The sequence below is a fragment of the Alloscardovia venturai genome (assembly GCF_042676605.1).
Taxonomy (GTDB): Bacteria; Actinomycetota; Actinomycetes; order Actinomycetales; family Bifidobacteriaceae; genus Alloscardovia; species Alloscardovia venturai.
Genome location: NZ_JBHTHQ010000022.1, coordinates 39,589 through 59,053 on the forward strand (window position 1 = coordinate 39,589; position 19,465 = coordinate 59,053).

The window sequence follows — 19,465 nt, forward strand, 5'->3', positions numbered from 1 at the left end:
AAACTAAAACACCCAGCACGGATGTTCGGGCGTATGCCCACCTGTGCCGGATAAGGAGAACAATATGCCAAGACCAAAGAAAGGCCCACGTCTGGCTTCAAGCCCAGCACATGAGCGCCTTATGCTTGCGAACATGGCTACAAGCCTGTTCCAGAACGGTCGCATCACTACAACTTTGCCAAAGGCAAAGCGTTTGCGTCCGCTCGCTGAGCGTCTTATCACTCTCGCTAAGCGCGGTGATTTGCACTCTCGTCGTCGTGTGATGCGTGTAATTCGCAACAAGTCTGTTGTACACGCGCTCTTCACAGTAATTGCTGAGCAGATGGAACAGCGTGAGGGTGGTTACACTCGCATCGTTAAGATTGCTCCACGCCAGGGCGATAATGCTGCAATGGCAGTGATTGAGCTCGTAACTGAACCAGTGTCCCCTAAGAAGGCTGCTGTGAAGGAAGCTGAATCTGCTGTTAAGGTTGCCGAGAAGAAGGCTGAAGAAGAAGTAGAGGCAGCTAAGGCTACCGAAACTGAAGAAACTCCAGCTGCAGAGGCAACAGAAGAAGCTGCTGAGTAGTCATAAAACTGCTTAAGCTATTCAAGAGACCTAGAATTTTCTAGGTCTCTTTTGTATATGTGTTTTGCTTGATGTTGAATTCTAAGGTTGCAGGGTTCTCGCTATAATACCAAACATGCGTTTGAGGATTGATTTAGCATATGACGGCACAGATTTTCACGGCTGGGCACGCCAAAATGGACAGCGAACGGTACAAGGTGAGATTGAGGCAGCAATTGCTCGCGTATTGAGGCTCGACCCATCAGACGTGCTTCTTACTGTTGCTGGTCGCACAGATGCCGGCGTGCATGCGAGTGGGCAGGTTTGCCACATCGATGTGGATGATGATGTTCTCGAGCGTGCAATTGGGCATATGAGCGGTGTAAGTGCTTCAGAAGCGTTGCATCGACGGATTTCACGGCTCGTTCCGTCTGATATTTCGATCTTTAGTATTGAGAAAGCCCCTGAAGGTTTCGATGCTCGTTTTTCAGCGTCAGATAGAGTCTATGTATACCGTGTGGCAGATGGCGTGACGAAGCGTGATCCGCGGCTTTCACGAATGGTTTTGCGTGCAGATGATGTGCTCGATGTTAATGCTATGAACCGAGCAGTAAAAGCCACGATTGGACTGCATGATTTCGGCTCATTCGCGCTGCCTAATCCAGGTGGCACGACCATACGCGAAGTCAAGTTTGCCGCATGGCAGCGCGTGCCACATGTGCAGCTTACTCCCGAGAACGTTTATACGGGAGGGGCTGAGCATAATTCGACGCAGGCTGTCGGTGCGGCACCGGATGGAGGACACGCATATGAGATTGATTTTGCCGAGTCAGGACTATTAACCTTCACCATAATCGCCGATGCTTTTGCGCGTAATATGGTGCGGTCCCTCGTTGGGGCGAGTATTGCAGTAGGCAGAGGCAAGAAAAGTGTGGACTGGTTTATCGATAAAGTAAACGATCCTGAGCGCGAAGGGCTTACCGGACCAGCACCAGCTTGCGGTCTTACCTTGGAGCGAGTGAATTACCCGAGCGATGAGCTGCTGGCTGAAAGAGCTGAGGCGATTCGAGCTGTACGTACACTTAGGTAGCGGAACAATATTCTCAATTGTCGCTGTTCATGGTGCCTCGCTGAATGGGAATTTCTCGCAACGGCGAAAGCAGTGCAATGAAAATTCCGATTATTTGTATGCAAATTATTGTGAAAAAAATAATTCCTGATGCAGAAAACGTTTGTAATCCAAAACCAACGAAGATAGGAGTAATCGCACTGAAGATAGTCGCTACAGTTTCAAGAACAGAATCAGCGCGTCCTTGCATGGAGTTAGGAATTTGCGAATATATGTATCCTAGCATTGCAGCATTATCAGCAGGGAAGAGAAAAGTACCAAAGGCGAGAAAAATGAGAGTTGCCCAATAGTTGGTAAAAAGCATGAGCAATATTGTGCAAATTGTGAATAGGGCGAGATTAAGAGCCGTAATAACTGACGGCTTAAGATGCTGAGCAATCGGAACTGCAATAAGGGAACCGAGGAACATTACAAAACCAACGGAACAATCAACGAGAGCAATTTTTACCGTGTCCGTGTGAGATGAGATAAGCTGAATTTGTACATTGACGAATAAAGCAGTAGTAGCGATATTACTTAAGGCAGCGCTGAAAATGAACCATAAAAAGATTCTTTGATTGAAAGACCACGTAAGTCCTTCCCAAAGTTTTATGAAGAAATTTTGAACGACATTTTGATTCTGGTTATTATGAGAATCCTGAGCATCTGCGCGGTAGACAATGGTAATTTGTGAAGCAAATACGCCGCTTAATGCATGTAAAAGACCCGTTATAAGGAAAGATGCAGTATTCCAGAATTTGTAAATGAAACCGAAGAATGCGGTGCTTACCATGCTGAGAATTGATTCTCGTGACTCACGTATTGCCTGGGCTTGGGTAAATAAATTATCGCTAATAATTGATTTGAGTATCGCATTATTTGCAGGAGAAAGCAACCCTGAAACAAGAGCAAGTACCGTGATAAGGACGAGGAATATAGGTGGAATTAAAATTCGTAAGTATGAGAAAGTAACCAGTAGCAGACAGATAATTGTCCCTGCAATGCTTAAGAGTTGCAGCATCTTTTTCCGGCTATATATGTCAGCTAATGTGCCACCAAAAAAGGTGGAGAAGGAAAAGAAAAAAGACGCCAAAGCGATAGACAGTCCTGTAAAACTTTCAGACTGTGTGAGTGAGAATGCAATGAGTGGAATGAAAAAATCGCGAGATGATGTAGCAAGTAAATCGGTTGTATCGCTAAAAAACCAATGTGAATAATTCTTTTGTCTAAAAAGAGATAATGTGCTGCTCATTTCTTTTCTCCATTCAAGAAGTGAGGGCATTCATTGGGAACAGGTATACTGTAGGAAGCATCATACTGGTACAAGTTTTGATGCATAACGTTGCCTACCGTTTGTGGATTAAGGTTTAATAAGTATCGAATTGCCTCATATGATGCAAGACCGGATGCTATTTGTACAACTGGTCCGAATGCGGGAGTAATTTCATGTCTTGGATCGTTGAGATAAGAAGTTGAGCGATTGTGATCGTGCAGATTTTTTATTGCTGATTCCATAAAACATGTATAACATCCTGTTTTCTTTGGGACGAAAATGCCACATTGGATTATAGGACCGTTGTAGCTTGCTAGCATCCAAGCTATTTCGTTCTTTACACAATAAGAATTAATCCAATCATATATTTCGTTAGGTGTGTCTGCGCAACATAGCAAAAAATCAAATTCAGAAGTAAGGACTTTTTCAAGACAATCTTCTGAATCTATTTTTTGTTCTATCGTTACGATATTGATATTTGGATTATATTCTTTTAATCGTTTTGCTGCTTGATCGGTTTTAGGCTTGCCGACACTTTCTAAATCAAAAAGTATTTGACGGTTTAGGTTTGAGAGTTCTACTGTATCGAAATCAACAATAGTGAGATTTTTTATTCCGGACGAAATAAGATTGTAAGCGATTCCGCCACCAATTCCGCCCATTCCTAAAATAGCTACATTCTTTTCCTGTAGGGTCTCGATAGATTCCCATCTGGTTGATATCGGGCCTCGATTTATCCAATCTAAATACGCCACACTGCGTGAATAGCGTTCTTGATCTTCTAAAGACAGGGTTTGCGATGGAGATACGAGTTCTATATGCCCATTTTCGATGAAGCTATCTATTATCTTTCTAGCGAAAGAGATAGGGATAGAACTTGCAGAAGAAAAATCTGAAACAGCGGTATCGTAAGAAATAGCGTGTGACAGCAACGGAGATAAGTAGCGTAAAATTTTTTGTTCTGGATCAGGAAACGACTGGGCTAATCCAGGCGTCGGTGAGCCGATTATGGTTGTCTTATCGTCTAGAGCAATCATTTCATGACCAGTACGAATTTTGATTAACATGTTGAATTATATGGAAGGAAGAGGGGGAATATAGGGTATCCGCCCTCAAAGCGATTACTTACGCACCGGTTTTACGTGGATACAACCATGTATCGATATCTTCGATATCGGTTACGGTGAATGTTGTTTGTTGATCTTCCATATTTCCTCCTTTCAACACCCAACTTTACATTATGAGGATAGCTGTAATATTGCAGGAATATCGATATGTGGACTGTTGAATTGCGTAAGAAGTTCGATTAGAATTTCTCTGCCGCTTGTGGCATACTAGTTAAGTTCACTTTTACAGTAATGCTGTAAGAATGAATGTGTGGATGATTGTCCGAGCGGTCGAAGGAGCACGACTCGAAATCGTGTGAGGCTAAACACCTCCAAGGGTTCAAATCCCTTATCATCCGCTCTTGCCCTCCTAGTAGAAATGCTGGGAGGGCTTATTTTTATTACTCAGGCAAGTATTTGAGGGCTTTCCATCTCTGCTAGACAGTGTCATAAGCGCTAGCCAATATCAATATGATGAATCGTCCCATCCCATTTCGCCAATTCGCTCTTTAAAAATGTAGGCCGTATGTCGAATCGGCTTATCTCATTCATCTGAACCCATTCACACTCATATGGGTGGCCGTCCAAAGTGTGTGGTGGAATTTCTCCAAGCAGATCCACGCTATAATGAAATTCAATCATATGATGAAGCTCGCCGTTGTAGTCAAATCGATTTTCGACGACGAACATCAAGTCTTTTACGATGCACTGCAGCCCTAATTCTTCCCCAACCTCACGGGCTACGGCGTCTTTGCTTGATTCTCCAACTTTTATAGCTCCGCCAACTAGGTGATTTTGATCTTCTACTTTATATGTGAGTAATGCGCCGTCTCTTATGATGATTGCCGCGACTCTCACGCCATGCCTACCATTTTCTGTTATCGTTCTAAAATCCACGGAATCGCCCTTTCGTCGAAATAGCGTAGGTGAAATATTCTATCCCATAGTTGCTCTGAACGAAGATAAGTAAATTTTGGATCGTCTCAACAAACTCACTTTTGTCTTCTTGCCATTTCTCTCCATAATGTCACGTATGCTTATAATATGTAACTATTTATACGCAACGAAGCGAGGAAAAATGGATAAAAGACTAGCAACGCGTTTGGGCTCACCGATTTCTGAAGTTGGTTTGGGCACATGGCAGCTTGGCACTGATTGGGGTGAGGTTACAGAGCAAGACGCGCACGAAGTTCTCGAAACAGCGCTCGAAAATGGCATTAATTTCATCGACACTGCAGACGTGTATGGTGATGGGCGAAGTGAGCAGTTCGTTGGCGAATTTAGAAAGAATCACCCTGACGAGCAGCTTTTCATCGCCACGAAGATGGGACGCCGAGGTCCGCAAGAATTCGATGAGTACTCGAAAGAGCATTTCCTTGAGTGGAATGATCGCTCCCGTAAAAACTTGCAGATGGACACGCTCGACCTCGTTCAGCTGCATTGCCCACCGACGGATGTCATTACTGCTCAGCGCACATATGATTATCTTGATGAAATGGTGGATACTGGCCGTATCGCGCGTTACGGCGTAAGCGTAGAAACGTGCGAACAAGCACTACTCGCAATGGAGCGTGAGAACGTGGCATCAATTCAGATTATTATGAATATTTTCCGCAGAAAGCCACTTGAGCAGGTCCTGCCAAAGGCGGTCGAAACCGGTACTGCAATTATTGTGCGTGTACCGCTTGCGTCAGGTTTACTCAGCGGAAAATACACGAAAGACACCACATTTGCGCCAACCGACCATCGCACATACAACCGTCACGGTGAAGCATTTGACGTAGGAGAGACGTTTGCGGGAGTCCCATTTGAGGAGGGCGTACAGGCGTCTCAGGAGTTTAGCGCATTGTGCGCGAAGTATGTCCCAGATGCTACTCCTGCGCAGGTCGCTCTGCGCTGGATCCTCGACCAAGAAGGCGTGACCACCGTCATTCCAGGTGGCCGCAACGTATCACAGGTGAGTGCAAATGCAAATGCTGCCGCGCTCGCGCCATTATCTAGCGAGTTTAAGGCTCAGCTGAAGGATCTTTACGATACGTCTATTCGTGGCTTTGTGCACGATAAGTGGTAAGCCACACCTCGCTTTTGACACGCCACAGGAAGAGAGCGCCGCAAATCCACCATTGGATAAGCATCGCAAGCCAGTAGCCGCTCACGCCCATCATCGGGCATAAAACGAAAGCGAGTGGTACGCGAATTATCCAGATAGATCCTGCGGTAAACAGGCTTGAAACGAGTGTGTCCCCAGCTCCACGAAGTGCTGCTGACGCTACGATGGACACGGCGAATAATGGTTCGCTAAACGCTCCGATTCGTAGTGCGGCGGCACTTATATTTTGTATTTCGTGGCTTGGGGACAGCAGTGAAATAAGCTGCGGTGCGAAGATGAACATAAGCACACCCGCCGTGCTCATTGCTGCAACGCCGAGGGCAATGGTCAGCCATGCAAAGCGCCTTGCCATGCGGTACTGTTTCGCGCCGATAGACTGGCCAACGATGGTCGTAGCTGCAGTTCCGATGCCGTAGCCAGGCTGATAGCAGAAGCTTTCTGCGGTAATAGCGAACGAATTTGTCGCGATTGCCACCGTTCCCAGCGGTGCAATAATGCGTGTGGATACCACTTGTGCTCCATTGGTTACCGCTGTCTCAATTGCGACGGGTGCCCCGATTTTTACCGCTTTCCACAGCGTAGTGCGGCTAAATTTAACATGCTCGCCCACGTGGCGCTTCAAGTGTGGGCTAGAAAAAAGCATATACCACAAGTAAATTGCGGCTCCCACAAATTCAGAGAGAGCTGTGCCGAGTGCCGCGCCTGCCACGCCGAGGTTCGCGCCAGGCCACCACAATGTCAATGGCCCTAAAGTGTATGCAGTTGTTGGAAAAATAAGCAGCGAATTGAAAATAACATCGCATACGCACATAATGATGCTCACGAGTCCCGGAAGCTTCATATTTCCCGAACTTTGCACCATCGAGCTGCCCATCGATGTGTACTGAATCGCTAGTAGCGAAAGGCCGAATATGCCCAGATATGCCGTTGCTCCCGCACGAATTTCAGCCTCGCCGCCAAGCCACGTTGGCAAAACGAATGCGAGCATTATAGTGATGAACGCGAGCAGAGCAGAAAAAGCAAATCCCCATGTGAGCCCTTGCTTCATCAAATTTCGCGCTTCTTTATGGTCTTGTGCTCCGAAACGCTGCGCCATTTGTACACTAAATCCAGCGGTAAGCGCTGAGCACAGTCCGGAAACTAGCCAGGTCACAGGGGAGACGAGGCCGATAGATGCTGATGCGCTCGTGCTTAAGTGCCCCACCATTGCAGCATCAATGTATTGCATCACAATGTATGACAACTGCGCGGCAATCGTCGGTAAAGAAAGTAATACGACGAGAAGGACGCTGCGCTTGCGTGTGAGCGTCTCGCCGATGTGGAGTTGGTGAAGAAGTTCGGCAGAAGCGGGGAATTTCTTAGTCATAGCGTCCTCAAGATTAACATGAGAGTTTGTCGAATGCGCTGTAGGGAGAACCGTCAGTATATGTGCCTCAGCAGTGTGTTAGTGCTGCTCATACGGCGCGCGCAGAGGCGATACCCCATGCTCGAGGAGATCTCCGAGAAGTTTAACCGCTTCGTCTTGCGGCACTTTCTTACCGGACATAATCCACCGGCGCCACACATTAACGGACGAATACACCACAAAAGTATTGATAAGTTCCTGCTTGGCCTCGCTAAATTCGCGATACGGATTGTATAAAGCGCGACTGTTCCTTGTAGTGTGCCGCACAAGGTCGTCGGTAAAGTGACGCAGCTTAGAAGAACTTAAAATTTTTTCTAAGCGTGGATTTGATGAGAAAAATTCAAACATCGCCTGGGACAGACTGTAATAATCAAACGGCTGAGGCAGTGAAGCGATCGCCTCGGAGTACCGCTGAGCTAAGACGTTCACACAGTCATCGTATAAGTCTTCAATGCTGTTGTAGTGCAGGTAAAAAGTCTTACGGTGAATATGCGCGTGGGAAGCAATCTGTGAAATAGTGACATCGCTTGAGCCGGTTTGACTCAAAAGATCAAAGTACGCATAACGAATCGCTTCGTGTGTACGAAGCCAACGTAGGGAGCGCACGTCACTGTGATCCATACATACTCGCTTTCACATACCAGCCCAGTGTGAGGCCGAATCGCACCGCGTAAAAGTTTTATATCCAACTATATCAAAAGTGTGTAATTGCCACATTTTTCGGTTTCATGGTAATTGAGTCGATTTGTGATACCGGATAGCGTCGAATTATCGCAATGAAGCCTCGCTCACGGTAGAGCAGTAGAGCGGTCGCACAAAGTAGAGTGCGCGCGCATGAGGAAGTGCGGTAGAAGAAAGGAAAAAGATGCTAGAACTTAATATAGATGACGTTCTTGCGGTACTAGGGTCAGTACGCACGCATGTAATCGTCGTTGCGGTTGTATTAGTACTTGCGCTGATAGTAACGATTGCTGTCAATAAGAAAACGGTGAAAAATCTCGGTGCACGTAAACTCACGCATTCGGGAACATGGATTGTCGCAGTAATTGCAGCTATTGTGTCTGTTAATATGATGGTCCTTGGCCCACTGGAAAACGTAATTACGCTGGCCACAAGTCCAAAGCTTGCATTGAGCCAGAGCACGATTAAAAAGACAAATGATTTGGCTGTCAACATCGAGCGCGAAGGCATTGTGCTTTTGCAAAATAATGACAATGCTCTGCCAATTGAAAACCCTGGGAATATCAACGTATTTGGTTGGGCATCCACGAACCCAATCTATGGTGGTACGGGTTCTGGTGCTCTTTCTGATGCTTATCCAACCACTTCCATTTTGGATTCGCTTAAGGATGCTGGCTTTAAAACAAATCAAGAGCTGACGGATTTCTATACGCAGTATTCTACAAAGCGTGGTGAGATAGCAGTTACGCAAGCAGACTGGACTCTCCCAGAGCCTCCTGCAGCAAACTACACACAGTCGCTGATAGACAACGCTAAGAAATACTCGGACACAGCAGTTGTCGTGATCGGTCGCGTTGGCGGTGAAGGACTCGACCTTCCTAAGGATATGAATGCTGAGGGTGTGGTCTATAACAATAATTCGAACGATTATAAGGATTTTGAAGCCGGTCAGCATTATCTCGAGCTTGATCACACCGAGCGCGATATGCTCGATTTGGTAACGGAGAACTTTGATAAGGTCGTCCTTGTTTACAATGGCGCGAATGCGTTTGAAATGAGCTTCCTTAATGACTATCCACAGATTAAGTCTGTGCTGTGGGCCCCTCATCCTGGTCAGGCAGGTTTCGCAGCTCTCGGTGAGATTATGAATGGTACGGTTAATCCGTCCGGTAAAACCGCGGATACATTCGTGAAAGATTTAACGAAGACCCCAGCATTTAACAACGTCGATGATTTTAAGTATGACAATGCGAAGGAATTTGAGATTCAGTCTGCTCGCGGTCTGCGCTCCCCACGATTTGTCAACTACGTTGAGGGCATTTATGTTGGCTATCGTTTCTATGAAACAGCAGCTGATGAAGGTGCAATTAACTATGACGACGTGGTACAGTACCCATTCGGCTACGGTTTGAGCTACACCAATTTCGAGCAGAAGATGGGCGATGTTACCTACCAAAACGGTACCGTGTCCTTCGAAGTGACTGTGACAAATACTGGTGACGCTAAGGGTAAGGACGTGGTCGAAGTCTATTCCAACCCTCCATACACTGAAGGTGGAATCGAGAAGGCAACCGCAAACCTCGTCAAGTTTGAAAAAACAAAGGAACTTGCTCCGGGACAGTCGCAGAAAATCTCGATTTCCTTCGACGATGATGACCTTGCATCATACGACTACAAGAACGCTAAGGCGTATGTCCTCGAAGCAGGTGACTATGGCATTTCTATTCGTCGTGACAGCCACCACATCATCGATACGAAGAATGTCAATGTAGCGCAGACGATCACATATGATTCGAAGGCAAATGCTCATAATGGCGATGCTAAGGTTGCGACCAACACATTCGATGACGTTGCTGGAGATGTGAACTATCTGTCGCGTGCTAATAATTTTGCTAACTACACGCAGACGACTGCTGCTCCAGCAGATTTCACGATGAGTGATGCTGCGAAGGATGGTTTCTACAACAACGGCAATTACGATCCAAAGAAGTTTGATAAGAACACTGACAAGATGCCAACGACTGGTGCGAAGAACAATGTGCGCCTCGTCCAGCTTCGTGGAAAGTCTTATGACGATAAGTTGTGGGACAAGCTTCTCGATGAGCTTACCGTCGACGAGATGAATAATCTTATCGCAAACGGTGGCTACGGCAATGCGGCAATCGACTCTATCGGTAAGATTCGTATGTCTGATGTAGACGGCCCGGCTGCGTTAAAGGACAACTTCACAGGTGTGTCATCCATCGGTTTGCCTGCAAACATCGCGCTTGCGAACAGCTGGAACCGTCAGCTTGCCGAAGATTATGGTAAGAACATCGGCCAAATGGCTCATGAACTTAATATCTCTGGTTGGTATGCTCCATCGATTAACATTCATCGCAGCGAGTTTGGCGGCCGCAACTTCGAGTACTTCTCTGAAGATCCAACTCTTACAGGAACTCTCTCTTCTGGTCAGGTCCTTGGTGCTGCCCAGTACGGCGTGTACGCGTTTACCAAGCATTTCGCTCTCAACGAGCAGGAAACTGAGCGTAATGGTCAGCTGCTCACATGGTCAAATGAGCAAGCAATCCGTGAGATTTACTTGAAGCCATTTGAGACCGTGGTCAAGTCTGCGAATAACGCGAAAGTCAAGTCCATTGCTATTATGAGCTCGTTCAATTACGTGGGTAATACGTATTCCAGTGCAAAGCTGGCGCTCAATCAGACGGTTTTGCGCGACGAGTGGGGATTCCGCGGAATGGTGGAGACCGACTACTTCGCAGGTCCAAATTATAGCTATCAAAATGCTGATCAGCTCATTCGCGGTGGCACAGACATCATGCTGGCTACGACGAAGACAACGAATTATGTGACCGATACCAGTGCTACGGCTGTCATTCAAATGCGCCGTGCGGCACACAATATCCTGTATACCACAGTAAATTCGTGGCGTTATAAGGATGGTGAGCCAGGTGCTGGTTTGGAAGCATGGAAGATAGCGCTCATCGTTGCTGACGTTATCGTCGCGCTCGCATTGCTTGCCCTTGCATATGTTGCAATTCGTAGGTTTATGAAGCGTCGCGAGAACTAAGGCTGCCAAAGAGGTGAGCTGGTAAAACCGGCAAGAGCTAAAGTATCAAGCACGCGGATAAAACCGCTGGCAGTGCACAATTTCCCCGTATAAGTTTTGAACTTGTGCGGGGAAATTCGTCTGCGAGTGGGCGTAGGGACGACCGGTGGAGTAGCGAAGCTCTCGCCGGTCTACAAAGCGCCATCCTCACTAAACGCCACCCTAAGAAAACGCCGACACGCCGTCAAGAAAAGCCAAAAATATAGCAGAAATTATTTGACTTTTGCATCGAAAATCAATAAAATAGAAAAGTTAAAACTTGTGTCATATTGCGGGCATGGGCGCAAAGCGATGGCATGAGTGTAAATAGTGGCATCTGCCATACGCTTTGATTATATAAATTATTCACATTACAGCGAATGGTAAGGAATTCCCCTTGGCTGCTAAAAAAAGCAATAGTGCAGTAGCGGTGATCGCGCGCGCAGATGAGAATGATATCAAGCTGCGCAAGGCTACTGACCGCGTTAATTTCGGCTCTATTCGTGAGCCTATCGAGGTGCCAGATCTCCTTGGCGTGCAGACCGATAGCTTTGACTGGCTTATCGGCAACGAACGTTGGAAGGCACGCGTAGCTGAAGATGAGAAGAACGGCACTTTTACTGTTCCTCGCGTATCTGGCTTGGATGAAGTTTTCAGTGAAATTTCTCCTATCGAGAACTTCGCGCAGACTATGTCCTTGAGCTTCTCAGACCCATACTTTGAGGAGCCACGTCACACCGTTCAGGAGTGCAAGGAAAAGGATTATACCTACTCTGCACCTCTGTACGTCAATGCAGAATTTACTAATTACGAAACAGGCGAGATCAAGTCTCAGACTGTCTTCATGGGTGACTTCCCATTGCAGACGCCACATGGCACATTCATCATCGGTGGTACTGAGCGTGTCATCGTATCTCAGCTCGTGCGTTCTCCTGGCGTGTACTTTGACCGTCAGGCTGTGCAGGCTTCCGACAAGGAAGTCTTTGGCGCAAAGATTATCCCAAGCCGCGGTGCTTGGCTTGAATTTGAAATTGACAAGCGAGACGTTCTTGGCGTGCGCATCGACCGTAAGCGTAAGCAGTCAGCTATTGTCTTCCTTCAGGCTATCGGCATGACGAAGGATGAGATTGCTCAGTCCTTCAAGGATTACCCTCTCGTCATGGAAGCGCTCAAGGAAGAGAAGATTGAAGGTCAGGAAGCTGCTCTCGTAGAGCTCTACCACAAGATTCGTCCAAACGATGCAGCTACTGCTGAGGCTGGGCGTAATTTGCTTGACTCCTTCTACTTCAACACTAAGCGTTACGACTTGGCTCGTGTGGGTCGCTATAAGATTAACCGCAAGCTCGGTCTTGAAAGCGATGTCAACGATCGTTCTCTCTCTCGCGAAGACATCATCGCAACTATCAAGTACTTGGTAAGCCTCCACGCAGGTGAAAGCACTTTCAAGGGCATGCGCAATGGCGAGCCTGTTGAGCTTCGCGTAGATGTAGACGATATCGATCACTTCGGCAACCGTCGTATCCGCCAGGTCGGTGAACTCATCCAGAACCAGCTTCGTACGGGTCTGTCCCGCATGGAGCGTGTGGTTCGTGAGCGTATGACCACTCAGGATGCTGAAGCAATTACTCCACAGTCCTTGCTTAATATCCGTCCAGTATCTGCCACTATCAAGGAGTTCTTCGGTACATCCCAGCTCTCCCAGTTTATGGATCAGAACAATCCACTTGCAGGTGTGACAAACAAGCGTCGTCTCTCTGCGTTGGGTCCTGGTGGTCTGTCCCGTGACCGCGCTTCCATGGAAGTGCGAGACGTACATCAGTCTCACTTCGGTCGTATGTGCCCAATCGAATCTCCTGAAGGTCCAAACATTGGTTTGATTGGTTCTCTTGCAACCTTCGGTCGTGTCAATCCATTTGGTTTTATTGAGACTCCATACCGCAAGGTCGTCGATGGACAGGTCACTAATGACGTCGTGTACATGACTGCGGATCAGGAATCTGAGCACTTCATCGCACAGGCAAATCAGAAGCTTGACGCTGATGGCAAGTTCCTTACGCAGGAAGCTCTCGTTCGAGATGCGAACGCAGAAGCAGAGGATGTTCCGGTATCAAACGTTGACTACATGGATGTTTCTCCTCGTCAGATGGTCTCAGTCGGTGCTTCCTTGATTCCATTCTTGGAGCATGATGAAGGTCACCGTGCATTGATGGGCGCTAACATGCAGCGTCAGGCTGTCCCATTGATTAAGTCTGAGCGACCACTCGTTGGTACAGGTTCTGAATGGCGTACAGCAGTAGATTCTGGCGATGTCGTCAAGGCTGAGAAGGATGGCGTAGTTATCTATGTGTCCGCAGATCTCATCCGCACGATGAATGACGACGGCTCACAGTCTTCTTACAAGCTCGTTAAGTTCCAGCGCTCAAACCAGACTACGTGCTACAACCAGGTGCCACTCGTCAACGAGGGTGATCGCGTAGAAGTTGGTTCTGTCTTGGCTGACGGTCCTGCGACTGATCAGGGTGAACTTGCTTTGGGTAAGAACCTTCTCGTCGCATTCATGCCGTGGAACGGCTACAACTACGAAGATGCAATCATCATCTCCCAGCGTTTGGTTCGTGATGATACTTTGTCTTCTATTCACATCGAAGAGTATGAAATCGATGCACGCGAGACTAAGCTCGGTGCAGAAGAGATTACTCGTGATCTTCCAAACGTAGGTGAAGACGCTATCGCTGACCTCGATGATCGAGGCATCATTCGCATCGGCGCTGAGGTGGAGCCAGGCGACATCTTAGTAGGTAAGGTAACGCCTAAGGGTGAGACTGAGCTTACACCAGAAGAGCGCTTACTTCGCGCAATCTTCGGTGAGAAGAGCCGCGAAGTACGCGATACATCTTTGCGCGTGCCTCACGGTGAGTCCGGTACCGTTATCGGTATTAAGGAAATCACTCGTGAAGATGCAGCGGAAGACGGCGATGAGCTTCCAACAGGCGTCAACCACATGATTCGCGTCTATATCGCTCAGCATCGCAAGATTACTCAGGGTGATAAGCTCGCTGGACGCCATGGAAATAAGGGCGTCATCTCCCGCATTCTCCCAGAAGAGGACATGCCATTCCTCGCAGATGGTACACCGGTCGATATCATGCTCAACCCATTGGGTGTGCCTTCTCGAATGAATGTCGGTCAGGTACTCGAGTTCCACCTTGGCTGGATTGCAAAGTCTGGTTGGGATATCTCTCTCGATCCAAACTTGGAAGCTGAGTGGAAGAAGTACATTCCTGAAGGTGCTGAGAAAGGCGAGCCTGGCACTCCAGTAGCTACTCCAGTGTTTGACGGTGTCAAGCCAGATGTTCTCAACGGTTTGCTCCATACCACCCTTCCAAACCGCGATGGTGACCACATGGTCGGCGGCGACGGTAAGGCACAGCTCTTCGATGGGCGTACGGGTGAACCATTCGGCAAGCCAATTTCTGTGGGCTACATGTATATGCTAAAGCTCCACCACTTGGTAGACGACAAGATTCACGCACGTTCTACGGGTCCTTACTCCATGATTACTCAGCAGCCACTCGGTGGTAAGGCACAGTTTGGTGGCCAGCGCTTCGGTGAAATGGAAGTTTGGGCTCTTGAAGCATACGGTGCAGCACACACATTGCACGAAATGATGACTGTAAAGTCTGATGACGTGGACGGTCGCGTACGCGTTTACGGTGCAATTGTGAAGGGCGAAAACTTGCCTGCTGCTGGTATCCCAGAATCCTTCAAGGTTCTGCTCAAGGAAATGCAGTCTCTGTCTCTTAACGTCGAAGTTTTGAACGCTGAAGGCGTAGCAATCGACATGAAGGAAGAAGACGGTGACCCAGTTTCCGCTACGGATGATCTCGGCTTCAATATCGGATCTCGCCCAGATGCTTCTGCAGGTTTTGAAGAGCCAGCAGCAGTGGACCAGTTCCAAGCAGAGTAATTGAGTTTAAGTAGACTTACAGGAATTTAAAGACAGGAAATTAAATGCTTGATGTAAATGCATTTGATCAAGTTCGAATTGGTTTGGCAACTGCTGACGATATTCGTAGCTGGTCCCATGGCGAAGTGAAGAAGCCAGAGACCATTAATTACCGTACCTTGAAGCCTGAGAAGGACGGCCTGTTCGGCGAGCAGATTTTCGGACCTACTCGCGACTGGGAGTGCGCATGTGGTAAGTACAAGCGCGTTCGTTTCAAGGGCATCGTATGCGAGCGTTGCGGTGTAGAAGTCACGCGTTCTCGCGTACGCCGCGAACGCATGGGACACATCGAATTGGCAGCACCAGTAACTCACATCTGGTTCTTCAAAGGTGTTCCGTCCCGCTTAGGTTACCTTCTTGACATCTCTCCAAAGGATCTCGAAAAGGTTATCTACTTCGCTGCATATATGGTCACGAAGGTTGACGAAGAAGCTCGTCACAAGGACATGCCAGATTTGCAGGATGAGTTTGATGTAGAAATCGATCGCCTTGTCAAGCGTCGCGATAATGAACTTGATGCTCGTGCGAAGAAACTCGAAGAGGACATGGCTGAGATTGAAGCTGAGGGCGGCAAGTCCCCAGCGAAGGCAAAGCTTCGTAACTCCGCCGAGCGTGAGCTGAAGAACATCCGCCAGAAGTATGATGACGAAATTGCTCGTCTCAACGCTGTGTGGGATAAGTTCAACTCTTTGAAGCCTGGCGATATGGAAGGCGATGTCGACCTTTGGCGTGAGATGGAAGATCGCTATGGCGATTACTTCGAAGGCTGCATGGGTGCTGAGGCAATCCGCCAGCGTTTGCTTGACTTCGACCTCGCAGCTGCTACTGAAGAGCTTCAGGAGCAAATTGCTACGGGTACTGCACAGAAGAAGGCTCGCGCTTTGAAGCGTTTGAAGGTAGTTCGCTCCTTCGTTGAGACCGGCAAGTCCCCAGCTGCAATGGTTCTGGATGTCATTCCAGTAATCCCACCAGATCTTCGCCCAATGGTTCAGCTCGACGGTGGTCGCTTTGCTACCTCTGATTTGAACGATTTGTATCGTCGTGTGATTAATCGTAATAATCGCTTGAAGCGACTCATCGAGCTTGGCGCTCCTGAGATTATGCTGAACAACGAAAAGCGCATGCTTCAGGAAGCGGTGGATTCCCTCTTCGACAATGGTCGTCGTGGTCGTCCAGTCACCGGTGCATCTAACCGTCCACTCAAGTCCTTGTCCGACATGCTCAAGGGCAAGCAGGGTCGATTCCGCCAGAACTTGCTTGGTAAGCGCGTAGATTATTCTGGTCGTTCCGTTATCGTGGTTGGTCCATCCTTGCGTATGCACCAGTGCGGTTTGCCAAAGTCTATGGCGTTGGAGCTCTTCAAACCATTCGTCATCAAGCGTTTGGTAGACAAGGGTTACTCTCAGAATATGAAGAGCGCAAAGCGTCTTGTAGACCGCGGTGACGTAGCAGTGTGGGACGTGCTTGAAGAGGTAATTTCTGAGCATCCAGTACTGCTCAACCGTGCACCTACGCTTCACCGTTTGGGTATTCAGGCGTTTGAGCCAGTACTCGTAGAAGGTAAGGCAATTCATCTTCCACCACTTGCTTGTGCAGCATTCAACGCTGACTTCGATGGTGATCAGATGGCAGTCCACTTGCCATTATCTGCGGAAGCTCAGGCTGAAGCACGTACACTCATGATGGGCTCGGACAACATCCTGAAGCCAGCAGATGGCCACACAGTAACCATGCCTTCTCAGGATATGATCATCGGTTTGTACTACTTGTCTACAGTCGTTAAGGGTGCAAAGGGTCAAGGTCGCGTGTTTAGCTCCATGGCTGAGGCACGTATGGCTCTCGACTTGCACGAGATTGACATGCAGGCAGAAGTATTGATTCGTCAGCCAAAGGACTTTGTCCTGCCAACGAATTGGCAGCCACGCGAGATTGAAGTAGTGACCCCAACTGAAGGTGGCATTACCGTTGCTAAGGAAGAACGTTTCGCAGATGGAAGCATTCTCTTTGCGACATCCTATGGTCGTATGCTTTTCAACGAGACTTTGCCAGTCGATTACCCGTTCATCAATGAACAGGTAGCAAAGGGTAAGCTCTCAAGCATCGTCGATGACATCGCATCACGTTACTCCACTCAGCAAGTAGCAGCGACCCTTGATGCGTTGAAAGATCTCGGCTTTACTCGTGCACCATGGTCAGGCGTTACTATGGCGTTCTCCGATATCGTGGCACCAAGCAACCATCAGGAGATTGTTGCGAGCTACGAAGAGCAGGCTCGTAAGGTCAACAGCCAGTATGATATGGGCCTTCTGACTGACGAAGAGCGTAAGCAGGAGCTCATCGGCCTGTGGACTGAGTGCACCGATAAGGTGGCTGAGGCAATGCAGGCAAACTTCCATGATGACAACAATGTGAACATCATGGTTCAGTCTGGTGCTCGCGGTAACTGGATGCAGATTCGTCAGATTGCTGGTATGCGTGGTCTCGTGGCGGACCCTAAGGGTGAAACCATTGCGCGACCAGTGAAGTCTAACTATCGCGATGGCTTGTCTGTGCTTGAGTACTTCATCTCTCAGCACGGTGCACGTAAGGGTCTGGCTGATACTGCACTTCGTACTGCAGAATCTGGTTACTTGACTCGTCGTCTTGTGGACGTTTCCCAGGACGTTATCGTCCGTAAGCTCGACTGTGGCACAAAGCATGGCTTGCCGATGACTGTTGCTGAGCGCGATGAAAACGGTAACCTCGTTCTTGTTAAGAATGCTGATGGTGGTCCATACACTCGTATTCTCGCTGCAGACGTGCTTGACCCTGCTGATGGCAAGACCGTTCTCTACAAGCGCGGCGATGCTCTTTCTATGGATGTCTTGAACGACTTGGTAGCGCATGGTGTAGAGACCGTTTCTGGTCGTTCTGTACTGACCTGCGAATCCAAGGATGGCGTGTGCGCGATGTGCTATGGCTGGTCCATGGCTACAAACAAGCTCGTCGACATCGGCGAAGCGGTTGGTATCGTGGCAGCGCAGTCCATTGGTGAGCCTGGTACACAGTTGACTCTGCGTTCCTTCCACTCCGGTGGTGTGGCATCGGCATCTGATATCACGCAGGGTCTTCCTCGTGTGGCGGAGCTTTTCGAAGCTCGTACTCCAAAGGGCGAAGCACCTATTACTGATTATGCGGGTACTGTGCATATCGAGGACAACGAGACCGGTCGCCAGGTAATCCTGACTCCAGATTCCAACGAAGAAGAGACTAAGACCTACCCAGTAAGCCGTCGTAATCCATTGATTGTGTCCGAAGGCCAGCACGTAGAAGCAGGTCAGCAGCTTACCGAAGGTTCTGTTGATCCAAAGCGTATCGTTCGTATCCTCGGTGCTCGTGCAGCTCAGGTTTCCATCGTGGAAGGTGTCCACGATGTATACCGCAGCCAGGGTGTAGATATCCACGATAAGCACATCGAGGTTATCGTTCACCAGATGCTTCGCCGCATTACCGTTGTGGATTCTGGCGATACAAAGTATCTCCCAGGTGAATTGGTCGATCAGCAGATCTTCCGTGCGGCAAACAAGGAAGCAGTTAAGAACGGTGGTAAGCCAGCTTCTGGTCGTCCAGAAATTATGGGTATTACAAAGGCTTCCTTGGCTACTGAGTCCTGGTTGTCTGCAGCATCCTTCCAGGAGACTACACGAGTTCTCACTGAGGCAGCTTTGTCTCAGAAGGTTGACAACTTGAAGGGGCTCAAGGAGAACGTCATCATCGGTAAGCTCATCCCGGCTGGTACCGGTTTGTCTCGCTACCGTAATGTTCAGGTGGAGCCAGACAAAGCGATTCGCGACACTATCTATCCAAGCTTTGGTTTGGACTCTGATATGGGCAACGACTTCAGCCTCGATGACACTGATTTCAGCGACGTCGACTTCGGTAGCCTTGACCTTGGTGATTTGGACCTCGGTCAGGAGTTCAACCCGGATGACTTCCTCAATGATTTAGGTGGTCAAGATAGCTTTGGAGATACTTCAGGACAGAAGTAATATCGCCTAGCAGGCTTTGGTTCTGGGATTATACAAGCTTGTATAAGCCCGTCAAAAATCAATAAAGCCTCTCGCGTTGAGATGGACACACGACATGTGAATCTCTCTTGCGC

At 48.3% G+C, this 19,465-nt stretch carries 11 protein-coding genes and 1 tRNA gene; 7 read left to right on the forward strand and 5 right to left on the reverse strand.

What is annotated here, in order from left to right; translation table 11 throughout:
- Positions 1-64: 64 nt before the first annotated feature.
- Positions 65-568, forward strand: coding sequence for a 50S ribosomal protein L17 (rplQ, locus tag ACFQY8_RS07300; protein ID WP_377939267.1), 504 nt, complete (start codon positions 65-67; stop codon positions 566-568).
- 115 nt (positions 569-683) lie between these two features.
- On the forward strand, positions 684-1,637 hold the full coding sequence (locus tag ACFQY8_RS07305) for a tRNA pseudouridine synthase A (RefSeq protein ID WP_377939269.1): 954 nt from the start codon (positions 684-686) through the stop codon (positions 1,635-1,637).
- A 13-nt stretch (positions 1,638-1,650) separates the two neighbouring features.
- On the opposite strand, the gene ACFQY8_RS07310 is transcribed toward ACFQY8_RS07305, so the two are convergent.
- Both ACFQY8_RS07310 and ACFQY8_RS07315 read right to left on the reverse strand, forming a co-directional pair.
- A complete protein-coding gene (locus ACFQY8_RS07310) occupies positions 1,651-2,937 on the reverse strand; it encodes an MFS transporter (protein WP_377939270.1) in 1,287 nt (428 codons plus the stop codon).
- Positions 2,904-3,995 carry a ThiF family adenylyltransferase gene (locus ACFQY8_RS07315; protein ID WP_377939272.1) on the reverse strand — a complete coding sequence of 364 codons (1,092 nt, stop codon included), beginning with the start codon at positions 3,993-3,995 and terminating at the stop codon, positions 2,904-2,906. The genes ACFQY8_RS07310 and ACFQY8_RS07315 overlap by 34 nt, the downstream gene beginning before the upstream one ends.
- 312 nt (positions 3,996-4,307) lie before the next feature.
- Between ACFQY8_RS07315 and ACFQY8_RS07320 the strand changes: the two genes are divergently transcribed.
- Positions 4,308-4,393, forward strand: a tRNA-Ser gene (locus tag ACFQY8_RS07320).
- Between the two features lie 97 nt (positions 4,394-4,490).
- On the opposite strand, the gene ACFQY8_RS07325 is transcribed toward ACFQY8_RS07320, so the two are convergent.
- Complete coding sequence (locus tag ACFQY8_RS07325) at positions 4,491-4,931, reverse strand: NUDIX hydrolase (protein ID WP_377939273.1); 441 nt, start codon at positions 4,929-4,931, stop codon at positions 4,491-4,493.
- 181 nt (positions 4,932-5,112) lie between these two features.
- Between ACFQY8_RS07325 and ACFQY8_RS07330 the strand changes: the two genes are divergently transcribed.
- Positions 5,113-6,105, forward strand: coding sequence for an aldo/keto reductase (locus tag ACFQY8_RS07330; protein ID WP_377939274.1), 993 nt, complete (start codon positions 5,113-5,115; stop codon positions 6,103-6,105).
- On the opposite strand, the gene ACFQY8_RS07335 is transcribed toward ACFQY8_RS07330, so the two are convergent.
- Positions 6,074-7,510, reverse strand: coding sequence for an MATE family efflux transporter (locus ACFQY8_RS07335; RefSeq protein WP_377939275.1), 1,437 nt, complete (start codon positions 7,508-7,510; stop codon positions 6,074-6,076). The genes ACFQY8_RS07330 and ACFQY8_RS07335 overlap by 32 nt on opposite strands.
- A 78-nt stretch (positions 7,511-7,588) precedes the next feature.
- Positions 7,589-8,170 carry a TetR/AcrR family transcriptional regulator gene (locus ACFQY8_RS07340; RefSeq protein ID WP_377939276.1) on the reverse strand — a complete coding sequence of 194 codons (582 nt, stop codon included), beginning with the start codon at positions 8,168-8,170 and terminating at the stop codon, positions 7,589-7,591.
- 244 nt (positions 8,171-8,414) lie between these two features.
- Here ACFQY8_RS07340 and ACFQY8_RS07345 point away from each other — a divergent pair, with 244 nt between their 5' ends.
- From ACFQY8_RS07345 to ACFQY8_RS07355, 3 genes are all read left to right on the forward strand, one after another.
- On the forward strand, positions 8,415-11,300 hold the full coding sequence (locus tag ACFQY8_RS07345; RefSeq protein ID WP_377939277.1) for a glycoside hydrolase family 3 protein: 2,886 nt from the start codon (positions 8,415-8,417) through the stop codon (positions 11,298-11,300).
- 415 nt (positions 11,301-11,715) lie between these two features.
- Entirely contained in the window at positions 11,716-15,285 is a 3,570-nt protein-coding gene (gene rpoB / locus ACFQY8_RS07350) for a DNA-directed RNA polymerase subunit beta (protein ID WP_377939278.1), read from the forward strand.
- A 44-nt stretch (positions 15,286-15,329) separates the two neighbouring features.
- The gene (locus ACFQY8_RS07355; RefSeq protein ID WP_377939279.1) at positions 15,330-19,352 is read left to right on the forward strand and encodes a DNA-directed RNA polymerase subunit beta'; all 4,023 of its coding nucleotides are present in this window, start codon (positions 15,330-15,332) and stop codon (positions 19,350-19,352) included.
- Positions 19,353-19,465: the final 113 nt, after the last annotated feature.

What these genes read in the sequence shown, in the direction of transcription:
- ACFQY8_RS07310 (WP_377939270.1), bottom strand. Translation starts at nt 2,937, where the DNA reads ATGCCCTCACTTCTTGAATGGAGAAAAGAAATGAGCAGCACATTATCT.
- ACFQY8_RS07315 (WP_377939272.1), bottom strand. Translation starts at nt 3,995, where the DNA reads ATGTTAATCAAAATTCGTACTGGTCATGAAATGATTGCTCTAGACGAT.
- ACFQY8_RS07355 (WP_377939279.1), top strand. Translation starts at nt 15,330, where the DNA reads ATGCTTGATGTAAATGCATTTGATCAAGTTCGAATTGGTTTGGCAACT.
- ACFQY8_RS07340 (WP_377939276.1), bottom strand. Translation starts at nt 8,170, where the DNA reads ATGGATCACAGTGACGTGCGCTCCCTACGTTGGCTTCGTACACACGAA.
- ACFQY8_RS07305 (WP_377939269.1), top strand. Translation starts at nt 684, where the DNA reads ATGCGTTTGAGGATTGATTTAGCATATGACGGCACAGATTTTCACGGC.
- rplQ (WP_377939267.1), top strand. Translation starts at nt 65, where the DNA reads ATGCCAAGACCAAAGAAAGGCCCACGTCTGGCTTCAAGCCCAGCACAT.
- ACFQY8_RS07330 (WP_377939274.1), top strand. Translation starts at nt 5,113, where the DNA reads ATGGATAAAAGACTAGCAACGCGTTTGGGCTCACCGATTTCTGAAGTT.
- ACFQY8_RS07345 (WP_377939277.1), top strand. Translation starts at nt 8,415, where the DNA reads ATGCTAGAACTTAATATAGATGACGTTCTTGCGGTACTAGGGTCAGTA.
- ACFQY8_RS07335 (WP_377939275.1), bottom strand. Translation starts at nt 7,510, where the DNA reads ATGACTAAGAAATTCCCCGCTTCTGCCGAACTTCTTCACCAACTCCAC.